Origin of the sequence: Nostoc sp. NMS9, assembly GCF_017114995.1 — a bacterium.
Classification (GTDB): domain Bacteria; phylum Cyanobacteriota; class Cyanobacteriia; order Cyanobacteriales; family Nostocaceae; genus Nostoc.
This window is the reverse complement of the sequence record NZ_JABXKL010000001.1, coordinates 109,260-125,001: the sequence shown is the minus strand read 5'-3', so window position 1 is coordinate 125,001 and position 15,742 is coordinate 109,260. Positions and strand designations below refer to the sequence as shown.

15 protein-coding genes are annotated in these 15,742 nt (G+C 41.4%); 3 read left to right on the top strand and 12 right to left on the bottom strand.

Annotation, left to right across the window (positions count from 1 at the left end; genetic code table 11):
- The first annotated feature begins 101 nt into the window (after positions 1–101).
- Positions 102–395 carry a hypothetical protein gene (locus HWQ40_RS00505; protein WP_292774226.1) on the top strand — a complete coding sequence of 98 codons (294 nt, stop codon included), beginning with the start codon at positions 102–104 and terminating at the stop codon, positions 393–395.
- 202 nt (positions 396–597) lie between these two features.
- Here the strand turns inward: HWQ40_RS00505 and HWQ40_RS00500 are convergent, their stop codons facing one another.
- Both HWQ40_RS00500 and HWQ40_RS00495 read right to left on the bottom strand, forming a co-directional pair.
- On the bottom strand, positions 598–1,386 hold the full coding sequence (locus tag HWQ40_RS00500) for a Uma2 family endonuclease (RefSeq protein WP_292774225.1): 789 nt from the start codon (positions 1,384–1,386) through the stop codon (positions 598–600).
- A gap of 153 nt (positions 1,387–1,539) precedes the next feature.
- Positions 1,540–2,139, bottom strand: coding sequence for a Uma2 family endonuclease (locus HWQ40_RS00495; protein ID WP_292774224.1), 600 nt, complete (start codon positions 2,137–2,139; stop codon positions 1,540–1,542).
- Between the two features lie 187 nt (positions 2,140–2,326).
- On the opposite strand from HWQ40_RS00495, the gene HWQ40_RS00490 reads away from it, so the two are divergent.
- Positions 2,327–2,578, top strand: a complete 252-nt coding sequence (locus HWQ40_RS00490) for an AbrB/MazE/SpoVT family DNA-binding domain-containing protein (RefSeq protein WP_292774222.1) — start codon at positions 2,327–2,329, stop codon at positions 2,576–2,578.
- Between the two features lie 154 nt (positions 2,579–2,732).
- Here the strand turns inward: HWQ40_RS00490 and HWQ40_RS00485 are convergent, their stop codons facing one another.
- The 7 genes from HWQ40_RS00485 to HWQ40_RS00455 form a co-directional block, all read right to left on the bottom strand.
- Positions 2,733–2,897, bottom strand: coding sequence for a hypothetical protein (locus HWQ40_RS00485; protein ID WP_292774220.1), 165 nt, complete (start codon positions 2,895–2,897; stop codon positions 2,733–2,735).
- A 12-nt stretch (positions 2,898–2,909) separates the two neighbouring features.
- The gene (locus HWQ40_RS00480) at positions 2,910–3,086 is read right to left on the bottom strand and encodes a DUF5615 family PIN-like protein (protein ID WP_292774218.1); all 177 of its coding nucleotides are present in this window, start codon (positions 3,084–3,086) and stop codon (positions 2,910–2,912) included.
- Positions 3,083–3,313, bottom strand: a complete 231-nt coding sequence (locus tag HWQ40_RS00475; RefSeq protein WP_292774216.1) for a DUF433 domain-containing protein — start codon at positions 3,311–3,313, stop codon at positions 3,083–3,085. The genes HWQ40_RS00480 and HWQ40_RS00475 overlap by 4 nt, the downstream gene beginning before the upstream one ends.
- 63 nt (positions 3,314–3,376) lie before the next feature.
- Positions 3,377–8,539 (bottom strand): hypothetical protein, encoded by a 5,163-nt coding sequence (locus tag HWQ40_RS00470; RefSeq protein WP_292774214.1) that lies wholly within the window; start codon positions 8,537–8,539, stop codon positions 3,377–3,379.
- Positions 8,515–9,846: a P-loop NTPase fold protein gene (locus HWQ40_RS00465; RefSeq protein ID WP_292774212.1), complete on the bottom strand. Its 1,332-nt coding sequence runs from the start codon at positions 9,844–9,846 to the stop codon at positions 8,515–8,517. Before HWQ40_RS00465 ends, HWQ40_RS00470 begins: the two co-directional genes overlap by 25 nt.
- Positions 9,847–10,480: 634 nt before the next feature.
- Positions 10,481–11,338 carry an SDR family oxidoreductase gene (locus tag HWQ40_RS00460; protein ID WP_292774210.1) on the bottom strand — a complete coding sequence of 286 codons (858 nt, stop codon included), beginning with the start codon at positions 11,336–11,338 and terminating at the stop codon, positions 10,481–10,483.
- A gap of 251 nt (positions 11,339–11,589) precedes the next feature.
- On the bottom strand, positions 11,590–11,820 hold the full coding sequence (locus tag HWQ40_RS00455; RefSeq protein ID WP_292774208.1) for a hypothetical protein: 231 nt from the start codon (positions 11,818–11,820) through the stop codon (positions 11,590–11,592).
- A gap of 415 nt (positions 11,821–12,235) precedes the next feature.
- Between HWQ40_RS00455 and tatC the strand changes: the two genes are divergently transcribed.
- Entirely contained in the window at positions 12,236–13,030 is a 795-nt protein-coding gene (gene tatC / locus HWQ40_RS00450) for a twin-arginine translocase subunit TatC (RefSeq protein WP_292774206.1), read from the top strand.
- Between the two features lie 198 nt (positions 13,031–13,228).
- Here the strand turns inward: tatC and HWQ40_RS00445 are convergent, their stop codons facing one another.
- The 3 genes from HWQ40_RS00445 to HWQ40_RS00435 form a co-directional block, all read right to left on the bottom strand.
- Positions 13,229–14,176, bottom strand: a complete 948-nt coding sequence (locus HWQ40_RS00445; RefSeq protein WP_292774204.1) for a DUF1350 family protein — start codon at positions 14,174–14,176, stop codon at positions 13,229–13,231.
- 342 nt (positions 14,177–14,518) lie between these two features.
- Positions 14,519–15,097, bottom strand: coding sequence for a hypothetical protein (locus HWQ40_RS00440; protein WP_292774202.1), 579 nt, complete (start codon positions 15,095–15,097; stop codon positions 14,519–14,521).
- 133 nt (positions 15,098–15,230) lie between these two features.
- The gene (locus tag HWQ40_RS00435) at positions 15,231–15,539 is read right to left on the bottom strand and encodes a DUF3067 family protein (protein ID WP_185585129.1); all 309 of its coding nucleotides are present in this window, start codon (positions 15,537–15,539) and stop codon (positions 15,231–15,233) included.
- Between the last annotated feature and the right edge of the window lie 203 nt (positions 15,540–15,742).

Here is a 15,742-nt window from a genome sequence, read left to right as displayed (position 1 = left end):
TAATTAGTTATAATTCCCTTTCTCTATGCAGAAAGCCCAAAAACCCATCCCCTCTGCCCCTCTGCCCCTCTGCGGTCTTAATGATAAGTCTTTAACCGGACATGATATTAACCATTGCTTTTTCGTTATTACTTGGCCAAGAAATCGGCTTTGAACATCCTTATGGATGGCTGAGTGTGTTTGACTCCGATGATCTGCAAGACTTTATTAAGGATCTGAGTGAAGCTTTTCGGTTGATTGATTTCTCTAGTCAGGCATGGGATATGATTGATGCGATTATCCATGAATGGCATGAGAGTGCTATTGCGATCGCTAGTCCTGAGTTGGCAGCAGCTTTTAGTGCTGAGATTCATGAAATACCATTAACTAAACCATCTGCTCAAAGTGTTGTGTGAATTTTTTACATTCCTGATGAAGAAGTCTTGAAAGTCGTTGTCTACTACGCAGGTAAACATCCAAATGATGCACCCATACCGTAATTTGTGCCAATCCTCTCGTCTGCTTAATTTTAAGATTTTAGGCGCGATCGCCCTTCTCGTTGTATCCATAAAGTTAAGTACTGCTTATAACACTCTTGAATCCATCCCCAATCAGATATTAAACTTCATCAGGATTTATCCCAAGCTGTCTCAAGCGTTCTGCTAAACGCTGGGCTTTTTGCTGTTCTTGTTCTAATTGGGATGTTAATAACTGGGATTTTTCTTGCTCTTGTTCTAATTGAGGTGCTAATAACTGCGATTTTTCCTCACCAGTTAGTAATAAATTTCCCTGTGCATCCCACCAACGCAACCAAGGCGCTGTAGTATTTCCATACTGTCCTTCCCAAATGCCCAATTCGACACCCATTAAGGAAATCTCATAGTGTCCACGTTCGTTAGCTGTGAGTTGCTGATACCTACCATCAACTAAATGATAAACCTCAATCGCAGCTTTGCTAAATTCGTAAATGCCATAAAAAGGTACGCGGATTGCTTGCTCATATACCCAGAATTTACCAGTAATTGGAGTATTATCTCTTTCTTCTGAACCATTCCCAGAAGCGAATTCCAGTACAATTAGGGGAGCGACATATTCTTGCCACAATACATACGAACGTCGAAACTGACCATTTAACATAGGTGCAACATTCGGGACGTAAAACCAATCGGGTGCTTCAGCACCGCGTTCAGGTGGTTCGGTCAAACGCCAGTAAATGCCACAATCTTGACCAATACAATACTGTTTATCTGAGTGAATTTGCTGTAATATACCTTGAACGGAGTCAGTTAGAAGTATGCTTTGCGGGTGTTCTTGAAAATTTTTCACAAAAGTCCCGTCCGACTCTGGTAACTCAGTATGGTCGGGAAGATGAGTAATGCCTAGTTCGGACAGTTTGGTAATAGTCATTGAACTTTGGCGCGAGTGAATCGGCTTATTTATCTTAACACCGCTCCGACTAAATGCTTGGCGCTGGTTAATTTAGCGTAGGCGCAGCCCGCCGCAGGCATCGCACATCAAATGTGGCAAGAAGACGACTAGAATAAATTTCTTCGTTGCTAATCAGCGACTCATTGCAAAAATCTGTTCAGCCGTTAAGGGAATGTTCGGAAACAATCTAAAATCAATTCGATCCTGCCCTCGAAAAACCTTTGGGGGTAAATATTCTGCACCTTCAAGTTGGTAGATTGTAATCGTTGGCTGCTTGGGAGAGCCAATGAACCGAATGCCACCAAAAGCAGCATAGTCCACAATGATGTACTCGAAAACGCCCAAGTCTTCATATTCAGCAAGTTTTGTCAGATAGTCGTCCTTCCAGTTATTGCTAACGACCTCAATGACTCCGGGTGGTGGAATATATGCAGCAGCAGAACTAGAGCTAGTTTTCATCCTCTGCCATTCTTCTCTAGCAAATATGACAATATCTGCTTTCCGGCTTTTTTCCTTTTCTCCTGGTGCTGTTTTGAGCCGAACCTGCTTGGACTGGCGCGACACGTAAGGCAGGTCATCTTCTTGGCAGTGATTTTCTAAGTAGGCACACAGTCCCTCGATCAAATCCTCATGATTTGCATTTGGTTCTGATAATGGCACGGGAATCCCATCCAATAGCTCAAACTCTCTGCCTGAACCATCATCCCAGGCAAGAAACTCTTCAAAAGTCATCTCACGCAATTACAAGCTTACGCCAACAATTTCTTTGGACTGGAATCAAAGTCTAAATTCCAGAGAGTGACTTTACCAAGGGAGTCTGAGAAAGCTAAAACTTGTCCATCCGGGTTAAAACTCAGCCTTTTAACCCCAGGATCAAGACCTGCAAGTATTGAACATTAATATAAGGACATAAGAACGCTTGAACAACAAACACACGATGCGGATTACACCTGACGGTCAGATTACCATCCCTGCTGAAATCCGAGAGGTGCTAAACATTTCTCCTGACGTAGAATTAGCGTTTGAAATCGAAGGCGATCGCCTCTACCTCAAGAAAATACAACCTACCGATAAAATCTCAACCTGGATTGACACCATGCGTGGTTGCGCTGCTGGAAACCTCACCACTGACCAAATTATGACCTTCACCCGTAGCGACGATAATCCATGACCGTCTTGGTAGACAGCAACGTTATCCTCGACATTCTTACCAACGATCCCAACTCCATCACCTACCAGAACACAAGGCGCGATCGCCCTTGGGATTTACCTTAAAGCCTTTAACAGATCGCACTGTTCATTCCATCTCCAATCGCATCTAAAATTCACGTTATTTTACGAATGCGAATACTTTTTGATGAAATAACAGTAAAAGCTCCTAATAATTCATTTGTGTGTTCATTAATGGCATTAGCAATAATTTCTGCTCTATCATTTGAAGATAAACCGAATAACCGAATTAACACCACACCTGCCGCAATTCGACGCAAACGGAAAACTAACTAACCAAAATCTTTATCTGATGTCAACAAAATTGCACTTTCATTATTAGCCAAGTTCAAAACTTCATCGTCAGGAATTCCCTGTTCCATTTCCACAACATACAAAACTTCGTGACCATCTAGCCGCAGACGTTCAACGATTTGCCAATCTAAATTTTCGTCTCCTAAAAACTTCAAGAAGCTTTCTCAATCGTTGGATAAACCACATCATACCGCAAAGCTTGAGCCGCAAATGCCAAAGCTGCTTTAATTCCTTCATCACTAAGTCGCGGATGCGCTTCGATTATTTGCTGAGGTGTTTCACCAGCAGCAAGCTTTTCGAGAATTAATTCAACTGTAATACGAGTTCCTGAAATGACAGGTTTGCTCATCATTATTTTTGGATCGGATACGATTTTTTGCATGAATTAGGATTATTTGGATAGATGATTAATTTAATATATAACGCCTTTCAACATTCTTCTTCATCACCTACTAGAACACAAGGCGCGATCGCTTTTAATTACCTTCTGGTTAGTCTGCAAATAATCATGTAGCAAATCGCAACCTCGTGCCAGTAATTTATCCAGTTGGATATCTGCTAAATCTCGGAAAATTACTGTGCCATTACCACTACCCGCAGCCAGAGTCTTGCCGTCATGGCTGAAACTGACGCTGGTTAACTCATCTTTATCGCCTTTCAAAGCAATCAGCAACGTCCCTTCTCGGCTCCAAATCCTTACTTTGTCATCACTGCTAGCTGCCAGATTCTTGCCATCGGGGCTAAAACTGACGCTGATAAAACTATCGCCATCGCCCGTGAGATTATCTAGCAACTGACCGTCTCGATTCCAAATCTTCACCGTGCTATCAATACTAACTGAGGCAATACTTTGACCATCAGGCGACCAAGCAACCCCATTTACCCGGCGACTGTGACCATTTAATGTGTATAGCAATTTACCATCTATACTCCAAATTTTCACGGTTTTATCATCGCTGGCTGAGGCTAAAAACTTGCCATCTGGGCTAAAGCTTACCCAATTCACTGCTTCTTGATGTCCCTGCAAGGTGTTAAGTAGTTTACCGTTGCTACTCCAAAGTTTTACTGTTTTATCTTTACTAGCCGAGGCAATTACTTGACCATCGGGCGACCAAGCTACACTCAAGATGGCATCATTATGACCCTGTAAGGTGTTGAGTAGTTGACCGTTGCTACTCCAAAGTTTTACTGTTTTATCTTTACTAGCGGAGGCAATTACTTGATCATCGGGCGACCAAGCTACACCCCAAACTTGACCCTGATGCCCCGTCAATATACGGAGTAGTTTACCGTCTCGACTGAAAAGTTTTACAGTTTTGTCTCGACTTGCGGCTGCCAAGGTGCGATCGTCTGGGCTAAAACTGATGCTAGTTACCCAGTCATCATTATCGGCTTTGGGCTTTCGCAGTAACACATCGTCCCAATGCCAAAGTTTAATAGTTTTGTCCCGACTGGCGGAAACAAGGGTGCGACCATCTGGGCTGAAACTGACACTGTTAACCCAATTATTATGTCCCTTCAGGGTTCCCAGCAACATACCTTCAGAACTCCAGAGTTTGATTGTCTCATCAGTACTTGCGGAAGCGATCGTGTTACCATCGCGGCTAAAACTGACGCTGGTAACTCCAGCACTATGCCCCGATAAGGTTCGCAGTAGCTTACCCTCCAGATTCCACAGTTTGATTGTCTGGTCTAAACTAGCAGAAGCAATTGTTTTCCCATCGGGCGACCAAGCCACACTTTTCACTGCATCCTCATGTCCTTGCAAGGTTTTGAGCGGCTTACCATCTCGACTCCACAATTTCACTGTCTTATCAGCACTCCCAGAAGTTAAGGTTTGACCATCATTTGACCAAGCCACACTTAAGACTGCACCATTATGTCCCTGTAAGGTTTTGAGCAGTTTACCATCCCGACTCCACAATTTCACTGTTTTGTCTGTACTCGCCGAAGCAATAACCTGACCATCTGGGCTGAAACTAACACTATTCACCACACCTTGGTGTCCTAATAAGGTAGCAAGCAGTTGACCTTCTCGACTCCAAAGTTTTATCGTCTTGTCTTGACTGGCGGAAGCAATGATTTGACTATCTGGGCTGAAACTGACGCTATTAACCACATCTTCATGTCCCGACAAGGTTTTGACTAAGCTACCATCGGGATGCCAGAGTTTGATTGTAGTATCCGCACTAGCTGAGGCAATTAAAGAGCGGTCGGGGCTGAATGTAGCACTATTTACTCCAGATATATGCCCATCCAAGCGGTTATATTCTCTTACCCCGGAAACTGCTTGATAAAGCGCCGTCTGTACTTGCTCTCTTGTATAGGAATCTACCCAGATTGTTTGTTGTAATTTTCTCCCCGCTTTTAAAGCTTCTTTTAAAGCATCAATACCTTTTTGCGAGGCAAAGAGGGCTTCACTGGATGCACTGAGAGTTTTAATTTCGCTATCTACCGCTGTCACTATGGAAACACTTAATCCCAAGATGGCGAGAACGGAAGCGGTTAGAGCAATTTTCAGCGAACGATTTAATTGAGCTTCACTAAGTCTTTGTTTCTTTTGACTTTCTGCAAGTTTAGCTGTTAACTCTTTTTCTTTAAGTTCAGCTCGTAATTGCTCAATTTCTAACTGACTTAATTCTTCCCGCTTGTGTAATTCTCGCAATTCCGTTAATAAGTCTAATCCCTGTTGCGGATGAGAATCTACCAATTTAGAACGCTGCTTATTCTGGCTAAGTTCGCTCTTCAGTCGCTCAATCTCAGCTTTACTTTGTTCTACTTTGTAGCGCAACTGATTTAGTTGTACCTGTAAGCTCGATTCTTGTTGTTGCAGGTAGCGAATTAAGTCTACTAAATAATCGTGAATCAGTTGATAGCGCTCTGGTACATCAGGAAAGAGAACTACTAAACCGGAGCGCACTAAAATTTCTAAGACTAACTCTAATTTGCCAGCATCTTCTAATTCTGATAGCTGCGCTGCTAACTCAGCACGAGTTTTAAAAGGTCGGTTGTTACTTTCATCTGTTAATAAGTATAAGACAAGTAGTGCGGCTCGTTCATTTTCTGGGCCGCAGTCTTTAATCAGTTCTTTAATATATCGTTCAATAAGTTTGTTCGGTCTATATGGCTGATATTCTTTTAATGTAGTAATGCGTTCATCTTGAATTTGCGCTCCCACAACTTGTAATTCAATGGGGCGGACTTCTCCAAATTCTGTGGATAAATCTTCGATTAAGGCATCAATTAAAGCAGGTTCTAAATTAAACTGCGATCGCTCCGTCAATTTTCGGATAATTGCTTTGGCATATTCTGGCGAAAAATTATTTAACTGATAGCGGATATGCTTGTCGAGAATATTATTATTAATCGCTTCCAGTGCCGAGAGATGTTTAAAGTCTAATAAACGATGTAAATAATCTTCTCGCAAGGAAAGGATGACTTTGACAAATGGTATATTGAGGCAGTCGCTAATAAATTTATCAAACTCTTGCTTTTGATTGCGATCGCTATAACCAAAGAAAAATTCTTCAAATTGGTCAAAAATTAAAACTGTGATCAAATGGCGATCGGCATTTTCTTGGAGTTGTTGTAAAATGCTACCGATGGTGAACGGTGTACTAAAGTAAGGCAAAGCTTCTGCATCAATGGCTGCTTCTGGCTTAATATCAGCGTAAATCGCCAGGGATGCATCATTAGACATCGCCTCACTTAAAGATTTCCCTAATTCCCGTGCCCAATCGGTATAAACTTGTAGTACCACAGGTACGGCTATTTGATCGCCAATGGCTCGATTTTGCAGTGCTGGAACTAAACCCGCCGTGACGGTAGAACTCTTACCCACCCCTGATTGACCGTGAATCACCGTCAGCTTTTGATCGGCGCGGCTAATTCTACCAATTAAGTTATTAATATCACGCTCTCGACCAGAAGCAGCAATTTCTAAAGCAACGCTACTACTCCCAGAAGGTGACATTAATGCTGGATTTGTCGCCTGTCTTTGGGGTTGCAAGCGTCCTGCACCAATAAAAGCCCGAAAACCATACTGTTGCTCAACAGAACGCCGTTTCTGTCGAATGTAATAGGCTTCTAAATATCGCCCTTCTTCAAAGTAGAGCGATCGCAGTCTCCGCAATAAGCGAATATAACGATGGGCATCGTATTGATGGGCACTACTTTCTAAGGCTGCTGGCAGTTCTTTTGTTGCCTTATCTAAGTATTCACGAGCGACTTCTTGCTCACCTAAATTTCGCTGTGCTTTCGCCAACACTAAATAGTAAATTTGCGCCAATAATAATGGAAATAAGCAGTTATAAGGGTCGTTCTGCTTTTGCGCCTCACCTAATTTCAGCAGTGATACGTGTGCTAAGATACTCGCCTGTACCCACCGCGACTGCTCCACAGCCACTTGTGCCAGAAAACCGTAGTCACAAGCTAATTGGATTTGACTACCATAAGTTTGATGTAACTCCAGAGACTTTTGAGCAACTGTCTGCAATTCTTCCCACTCTTGCAGATATTGCAAAACCTCAGCGAGTTGATTAATAAATCCAGCAACTATATCCAAACGCCCAGCCACCTGCAAAATATTCAAGCATTGCTGAAAATAAGATTTAGCAGTGTACCAATGGCGGCGGTTTTCTATTTGATTTTGCTCTGCAAAACGGCAATAACACAGCCCAATATAAAACAGTAAGATTCCCTGTCGCAGAAGTAAGGGAGATGGGGGAGATGGGGGAGATGGGGAAGAAAATACTTCTTTATCCTTCCCATTTCCCTCTGCTTCCCCTGCTCCCCTGCTCCCCTGCTCCCCTGCTCCCTCTTCTCTGTCTGCCAATTTTTGCCAAACTTGCAAACTTTGCTGAAAATGGCTTAAACCTGTATTGATGCGATCGCTAATATAATTATCTAGACCAAAAACAAACTCTAAACTAGCGTGTAATTCTGGCTCTAAGGTAATACCACGATTGTGCAACTCTTTAATCGCAAAGTGGAGTTCATAGCTATGTTCCCAGACTTGCTCGACAGTGGAATAATGCTTTGCAAGTTGAGGAGGTTGGTGTTGTGCAGCATCGTTTGCTAACACCGTAGCAAATAAAGAATCAGTTTCCTGTTGCAGAAATTGCAGCAGTGATTGAGTTGTCATTTCAAACCGAATCGGTGTAGCCGCCCAACTAGCAAAATCTGGTGCTAAACGGACTACCTTTTGCAATATTTCCTCATTTACCCACAAAATCATCGGAAATGGGTGGCGTTTGCGAAATTCATCCCGAATATGATTGATAGACCTCAGTAAGTCGTCGAGTCCATCTACTGACTCTAAACCCAAAATCATCAACGCCGATGGCGGATTAGCTTCAGTTAGCAGTTGTAAATGAATACTTGTGTAAAGACTTCTGGCATTATGCGGCAGAATTACCTTTTGAATGTGGTGTACTCCTGAAGAGAGTTCTTCGAGTCGTTGCAGCATCAGCTCTTGCAAAACTTGATAATTGCAGCACACCAAAACCAGGGAAAATTGACCGCTAGAAAGGGTAATTGCTCTCCCCAAACTCCGTAAAGCACGCTCATTAGCTGCTGTTATATCTACTTGTGCGTGTCCTTCAACCATGATTTAAATTTTTCCGTCTCTGCTAAAACTGGGTTGACGGCAAACCAAGCTCCCTGATGATCGCGGTATTCAAATACAAATAGACTTCGCAAAAGGGTGTGGTATTCTATATCACCTCTAACTCGTTGCTGTTGCACTACCTGAAAGATTAGTTCCCACTCATGAGGGTCGATAGCGTTGGCTCGGTAATCCCGCTGTCTTCGAATCACCAGTTCGACACATTCCCGCTCAAAGGGTGGATCTTGTTCTCGCAGACAGTCAAACAGTAAACCTAGTAAGTCGCGGACATGACCACCACTCATCAGGCACAATCGATCTAAGGTTTCCAGATTATCAAACACCTCTGTAATTAAGCCTAACCGATCGCTAGGTAAAATGTCTGGAAAAGCTCTAGCTAGCACCATTTGCCGCATCATTGCTAGCCCTTGAGGAAAAATCTCGCCAGAGCGCAAGCGTACAGGTATCATCGGTAAAACTTTTGGTGCGACTCCACCCCCCAAACGATGCTGAAGTTCGGCGCTATCGTTGGAGAAAGTCAGGGCTAGGGGAATAGTGTAGACTACATGACAATTCAGTTTGCGTAACTGTTCGCCCCGCTGAATAAATAAATATTCTGGCAGTGATCGCCCCGATGGTAAAGGTCGAATTGCGACTCGATCTAAGTTATCAACAATCACCACCAATCCTTTTTTACCCCTGGCTTTCAGTTCCTTGGTGGCACGTTCTAGTAATTCTTGATTAATTGACTGTAAAATATTTGCGGTTCGTGGTTCTAGATAATCTCTTAACCGCCGCCGCAATTGGGGACTTTCTTTCGTTTTAGCTGTAATTTTGGCAATCCCTACAGACAACTCTGCTTCTACCCCAAGGTCAATTGGCGTTTGCAGAAAATCAACAAGTTCACCAAACAACTTGGTAAAGTAGGTAGGTTTGAGCCTAATTTTCATCGCTTCTAGGCTTTCACTCACCTGTCCAGCGATCGCTAACAAAATATCAGTCACATCCACATCGGCCATTTCTAAGACATGGGTAGACTCAAAGTAAACGACATGAAATTGCTCCACTTCTAACTCAGCTTTCAGGCGCAACAACTCTGTTGATTTTCCACAGCCGAGATGTCCTGTAAATAGTTGACAGGTTGGTATATCTGGCGATATTCTAGCGATCGTGCGCTGCAAAGCTTCGATAATTTTGCCACCCCGCACCGCAGCAAAATCAATATAGTACCTGCGATCGCTAGCGTTTCCTATAATTAGAGGTCTGCTGGGATTGCAAGCCTGATAAAATCTTTCTAAATCTAGGAGCATAACTAATCAAGTTCACTCAGGAATGGGGATGCAAAAATTTACTAGATAAATATATTGATTTTAGGTAATTTATGCCTTATTTTAATCAAACTACTAACTAAACTAGCAGCATTCAGGATAATTGTTTATATCTATGTTCGATATAGCACATATTAATGGCGATGTTTGAGTTAAAGTAAGCAGAAATACTACTATAAGTACAAATAGCAAAAATATCTGATATTCAATAAGGTACTCTTATGAATATTAAAAATATTCAACACAAAAAAAGGTACTGTTAAGTACAGTTTTGTAGCTGTCTTGAACTTATTATCAGCTTGATTTATTAACGAGCTTTCGGCAATTTTACAAAAGAATAATCTACAATGCTTCTAGCATAAGGCTTTTAACCAAAACGTCGGTTAAGTAAACTTGAGTTAAAAGTTACTTTTTGACTAGATTTTGCTTTTCGTTCTTAAATCAGAACGATTTTGTTGACGAAAATCATGATTTTGTGAATGAAAATCACGATTTTGTGAATGAAAATCACGACTTTGTTAACGAAAATCATGATTTTGTTATGAAAATCATGATTTTGTTAATGACAGCCTTTGCATTCAGAGTGACGACCTCTGAAGTATTCACAATCAGTAATCTACAGCCCCATTGAGTATAAAATTATCTTGTCATGTAGTTGATCGGGCAATATATGCTTCAGCACAGCTCCAATTTTGGCATCTTGTCCAACCAGATAGCGCGTCTTGGGTTGTTTTGTAGTCAGCGCATGGACAACAACTTGAGCGACAATATCCGCAGAAATTCCCTTAGATGCGAGAATCTGCATTTTCTTGCGGACAATATTCATTGCTTGACCGTAGAGATTTTGTGCCGATTGTGGTAAATCGTGCTGTGCTATTTCAGACTGACTAAGAGACTTTTCCCAGATTGGGGTAGCAATCGAACCAGGTTCAATAATTGAAACTGAGATTCCCCAAGGTCGTAACTCCATTCGCATCACATCAGTGAGTGCTTCCAAAGCAAATTTAGACGCGTTGTAAGCACCCAAAAACGGCGTAGGACTCCTACCAGCAATGGAACCCATATTGACAATTCGACCCCGACTTTGGCGTAGAAGACCAAGAAATGCTTGTGTCACTGCTAATTGTCCAGTGACATTAACCTGCATCTGGTGTTGAAATTCAGCGATCGCTAATAATTCTAACGGCCCAGGAACAGCAATTCCGGCATTATTCACTAAACCTAAAATTCCCACACCACCAACTGCATTTGTTACCGTATCAACCGCAGCTGCGATCGATTCAGCATCAGTAACATCTAAAAAAATCGGAATCAGCCTTTGTGACCCTTTCTGTTTAAGTGTTTGAGCATCAACATCTTGACGCACTCCAGCAAAAACAGAGAAACCCAATTGGTCTAAAAGCAAAGCACACGCTTGACCAATTCCTGTTGAGGCTCCTGTAACCACTACTGTACGTTGATTTTCTACAACCATTAATTTTCTTTGATGATGGGGCTGCCTTCAGGAGGCAGAAGGCAGAAGGCAGAAGGCAGGAGGCAGAATTAACCCATGCTTAAAAGCGTGGAACTTAGGTTTTGGAAGCTTTGTATCGCACTTCGTGCTGCGACGCGCACTGCCAGTCTCAATACAATTCTTCTTTTTAAAGTGGGTAATGACCCATAACTAAAGTTTTCATTCATACTTCTTTCCTCCTGCCTCCTGCCCTCTGCCTCCTGCCTTTTTTATCAATCTTTGCAAGTGCCAAAACGAAGGCAATCTTCGGTTTGGTCATCTCTAGCCGATATTTGCCACGGCAAGATGCGTAACTGAGCATTTGTACTGTAGGCAATTAGAGCAGCTATTGTGGGATACTGGTTTTTAACAATTGTCACGTCACTACTAGAAGTATTGCCTAGCTCAACATTGTATAAATAAACAGGCAATGCCATGAGGGCAATGCAAATTATCCGGTTCATACCCAACCTCAGCTAACAATTTCCGATTACGATATGTATAGATGCCACCTTGATGAACCGGATTTTTAAAACTGAGTATTAAATGTTGATGTTCTGTGAATTTATGCAGCGCTACTAGCTACAAAGACGTGATTTCTAAATTATCGGTTCCACCTTTTTTTAGGTTAGGCATTGCCTACAAGATGGCTTCCTACTAACTTATGCAGATGTAAACCCAAAAAACAGGACAAAAAACCCACAGCACCCAAAAACATATCTTAGTAACTGCATTCCCCAGATAAAATAATGAAGAATGCTGAGTCACCGAAATGGTCGATGACCGACAAACACTCATGATACAGGCCCATAAATAAATTTAGGGTATTGTTAATTTTGAATTTTGAATGCGTGAATTTTGAATTCGGAGCGAAGCGACGTGACGCCTTCACAAGACGTAGATACTGTAAACGTTCCTAACCTCGACCCAGAAGGATATGACAACTCAGACACCGATCCTCTTGATGAGTTGCCAGGTGAAGTCGAAATGTCCCTTTTCGACCATCTAGAAGAGTTGCGGCAACGGATTTTCTATTCGTTGATTGCCGTAGCAGTAGGCATTATTGGCTGTTTCTTTGCCGTTAAGCCGATTGTCCAGTTACTTGAGGTTCCAGCACAAGGAGTAAAATTTCTCCAACTTGCACCTGGAGAATATTTCTTTGTCTCCCTGAAAGTTGCAGCATACACTGGCTTCGTACTTACTAGTCCTTTCATTCTTTACCAGATTATCCAGTTTGTGCTTCCAGGCTTGACTCGCCGCGAACGCCGTTTACTGGGGCCTGTGGTTTTGGGTTCGAGTGTGCTATTTGGGGCAGGTTTAGTATTTGCCTACTTACTTCTTATCCCCGCAGCGTTGAAATTTTTCATTAGCTACGGAGCAGATGTAGTCGAACAACTTTGGTCAATTGATAAATATTTTGAATTTGTGCTGCTATTGTTATTCAGCACTGGTTTAGCATTTCAAATTCCCATCATCCAACTATTGCTCGGTAATTTGAACATTGTCTCGTCAGAACGGATGGTTTCTGGTTGGCGTTACGTGATTATGGGATCAGTGGTTTTAGGAGCCGTCCTGACGCCTTCTACTGACCCCTTGACTCAAAGTCTCTTAGCTGGAGCAGTTTTAGCGCTTTATTTCGGCGGTGTTGGACTGGTGAAGCTTACAGGTAAATAACATCTGAAATCGGTAAAAAGATTTTCAATCTTAGTTTGTGACCAAATGTTTACTTAAACCCCGACCGCCTTTATCGAGTCTGCCGACTAGTACAGGTCGGCGGAAATAAACATACCATTTCATTACAGCCAGAAAGCCCAAAATTAAAATCTTTTGACTTTTGACTTGCGCGACGTATTAGCTATGGTACTTGTACCTCTAGCGATTAGATTGTCGATATTTAAGCTCATCAAAGAAATGTACGATGCTCTGACCTAAATGCTCAATGTAAATACTGAGAGGTTGAAAATGCCACCCTTCTAGCTCCTTATATAAATAGGGTTGAAAATATTTATCTTTAATCTGTTTTACCATGAACGCTACGTCATCTTCAGCTATACTATCCCAGTTAAAAGAAATGACGGCCGTTAAGTTAAAGAGTTCTTTACTAGATCGGATCAAACATTCAGTTTGTTTCTGATTTGGATTGGCTAGAGAGTTCGATATTCTCCAGCCCGATTTCAGAATTCTTACTGTGTTACTGATTTCAGGTGCAAGTAATATAGAAGACTGATCCTTAATGAAAAATTGATTAACTGATTCTGTTGTAGGTAATAACTGGTCAATGACTCCTTGAGATATTTGCTGCACAGATTCTATTGAAGCTATCTGTTTAATGGCTTCCTCAGCATCTTTTTTGTCTAAGCATTCCCGAAGAATTTGCATTCGCCTCGCTGGCTCATTGCTCGCAATTTCCAAAAGAATAATGTACTTACATCCGAGGCTATGACCAAGCCATAAGTAATTAGCAGGATTTGAATATGTATTTATAACATCATCAGGTTGATTCTCTTTTTTTAAGGTTTTGATAATCTCAGTTTTCAGAAGATATTGCTCTTTGAGTAGGCCAAAAGAAACCTCCCAATGATTAAATTGAATCGGATTTAGAGGAAATCGGTATAAAATCAGTGAATATCCTTGATCAAAGAGATATTGATGTAGATATTTATATGCCCACGCAGGAAAAGAACCAAAAATAAAGCTACCAATAAATTGGATGATTCCTTTAGGATTTGGATGTAGCGCGACCTGACTGTTGGATAGCTTTCTAAAGTTTGGTTCAGTATTTTGCAACATATACTTATTAATATTTTTTAATTTTTTCATTGAGACCATAACAGGATTAAGTGCAAGGTATGACCAAATCCTATTAAATTAAAACTAAAAAACTAACTGTCTAAAATCATTTTTAGTTCAGACAGTTAGTTCTAAGAGGTTATAATTTCTTGCAATATAGGACTAGTATTTGATTTCTGGAAACATACTGAGACTGAAAAGTGCGTTTTATCAGAAATGTTGTTCAAAAATCAGATATGAGTCCTATATATAGAGTCTAAAGAATCTAATCTAAGTTTTGGAGCTAAAGGATCAATTCTGCTGACAGAAAAAATGTGCGCCAAAGCTCAAAAGTGATGTTAGTAATTGTCTGATAGAGTTAATCATTCTTGCTTACAGATCAAATAAAGCTTTTCCGTTAGCAAGGGGCAACGCATAAGCAATCTCACCTAGCTCGGCTTTCTCTGCCCCAAAAAATGTACCTCGATGTTCAGCAGTTATTAGCAACTGAGCTGTTTTTGGAGTTGATACTGAACTAATGTATATCTCGACATAACCCCGTAACTCAAAATTTGCCTCTTTTACAAGTTGTTCATTACGGGCATCCGGTTGCAGAATAAATAAGCCTGTGTCATTAGCATTGACGGGAAATGTAAAGCGTGATTTTTGTATTTCTCCTTTGCCGCCAAAAACACTGGTTGTAGGGCCATCTACACCAGCAGTATGCAGACTTACAGGGCCATTTACACCAGTAGTATCAAGAACAGTGAAGATTTTGTCACGTTCTAATCCGGGCGTTCTAGTTGTAACTACAAGCGAGAGAGATACGAGCTCATTGGTGACATTGGCAATCGTAAGGAAATAGCCCTGAATAACTTTTCTCGCTAGTGGGCTAAGTTCAGGTTTTGCATCTGTAAGTTCCTTTGGAAGTTGAGGCTTAAGAAGAAGTTCAAATGTTGAGATAAAAGCCATTAGTTTTTTCCTTGAGTATGTGTATTTTTATCACATTACCAGTGAGTAAAAGTATCATACACGAGCTATGGTATTTTGGGATAAAAAATACTGTGAATACTTAGAAATTTATAAATATTAATGCAATAATCGGTCACAATATCCATTCCGAAGAACGTTCGCCCAAATCTAGAGGGATGCTAACAGCTTTACCGAGCCGGGGGCGATCGCGTGTTTGGGTAATAAAAGTTTGTACCTGTGTTGACCCACCCAAGGCATGAAGATAATTGGCAATGCTATCGAGATGTTCTTGGTACTCCGCCTCGCTCAAGGGAAAAGAAGCTTGCTCCAAGTATTTCCACATTACTTGCAAAAATATCTTTCCCTGTGCCCGCCGGAACTGGACATCGTAAGAGTATCCCCACTTATCAAGCAACATCTGACGTAATTCCTGTCCTGTCATAGCTTTTCTCAATCAGATTTTACATTTAGTTATGATGTTAAGTTCCGTGACTCCAGTATGATAAGGATATAAAGAAATGTAATGCTAACAGAAAAGATGCTTTTTATATCTTGGAACAAAGAATTATGGCATCGTTGTCAGCGCTAGCATTTCGACTTAGACAAGAGTTGCTCAAGTACTAGTACTTTTGTCAAAATGCTTAA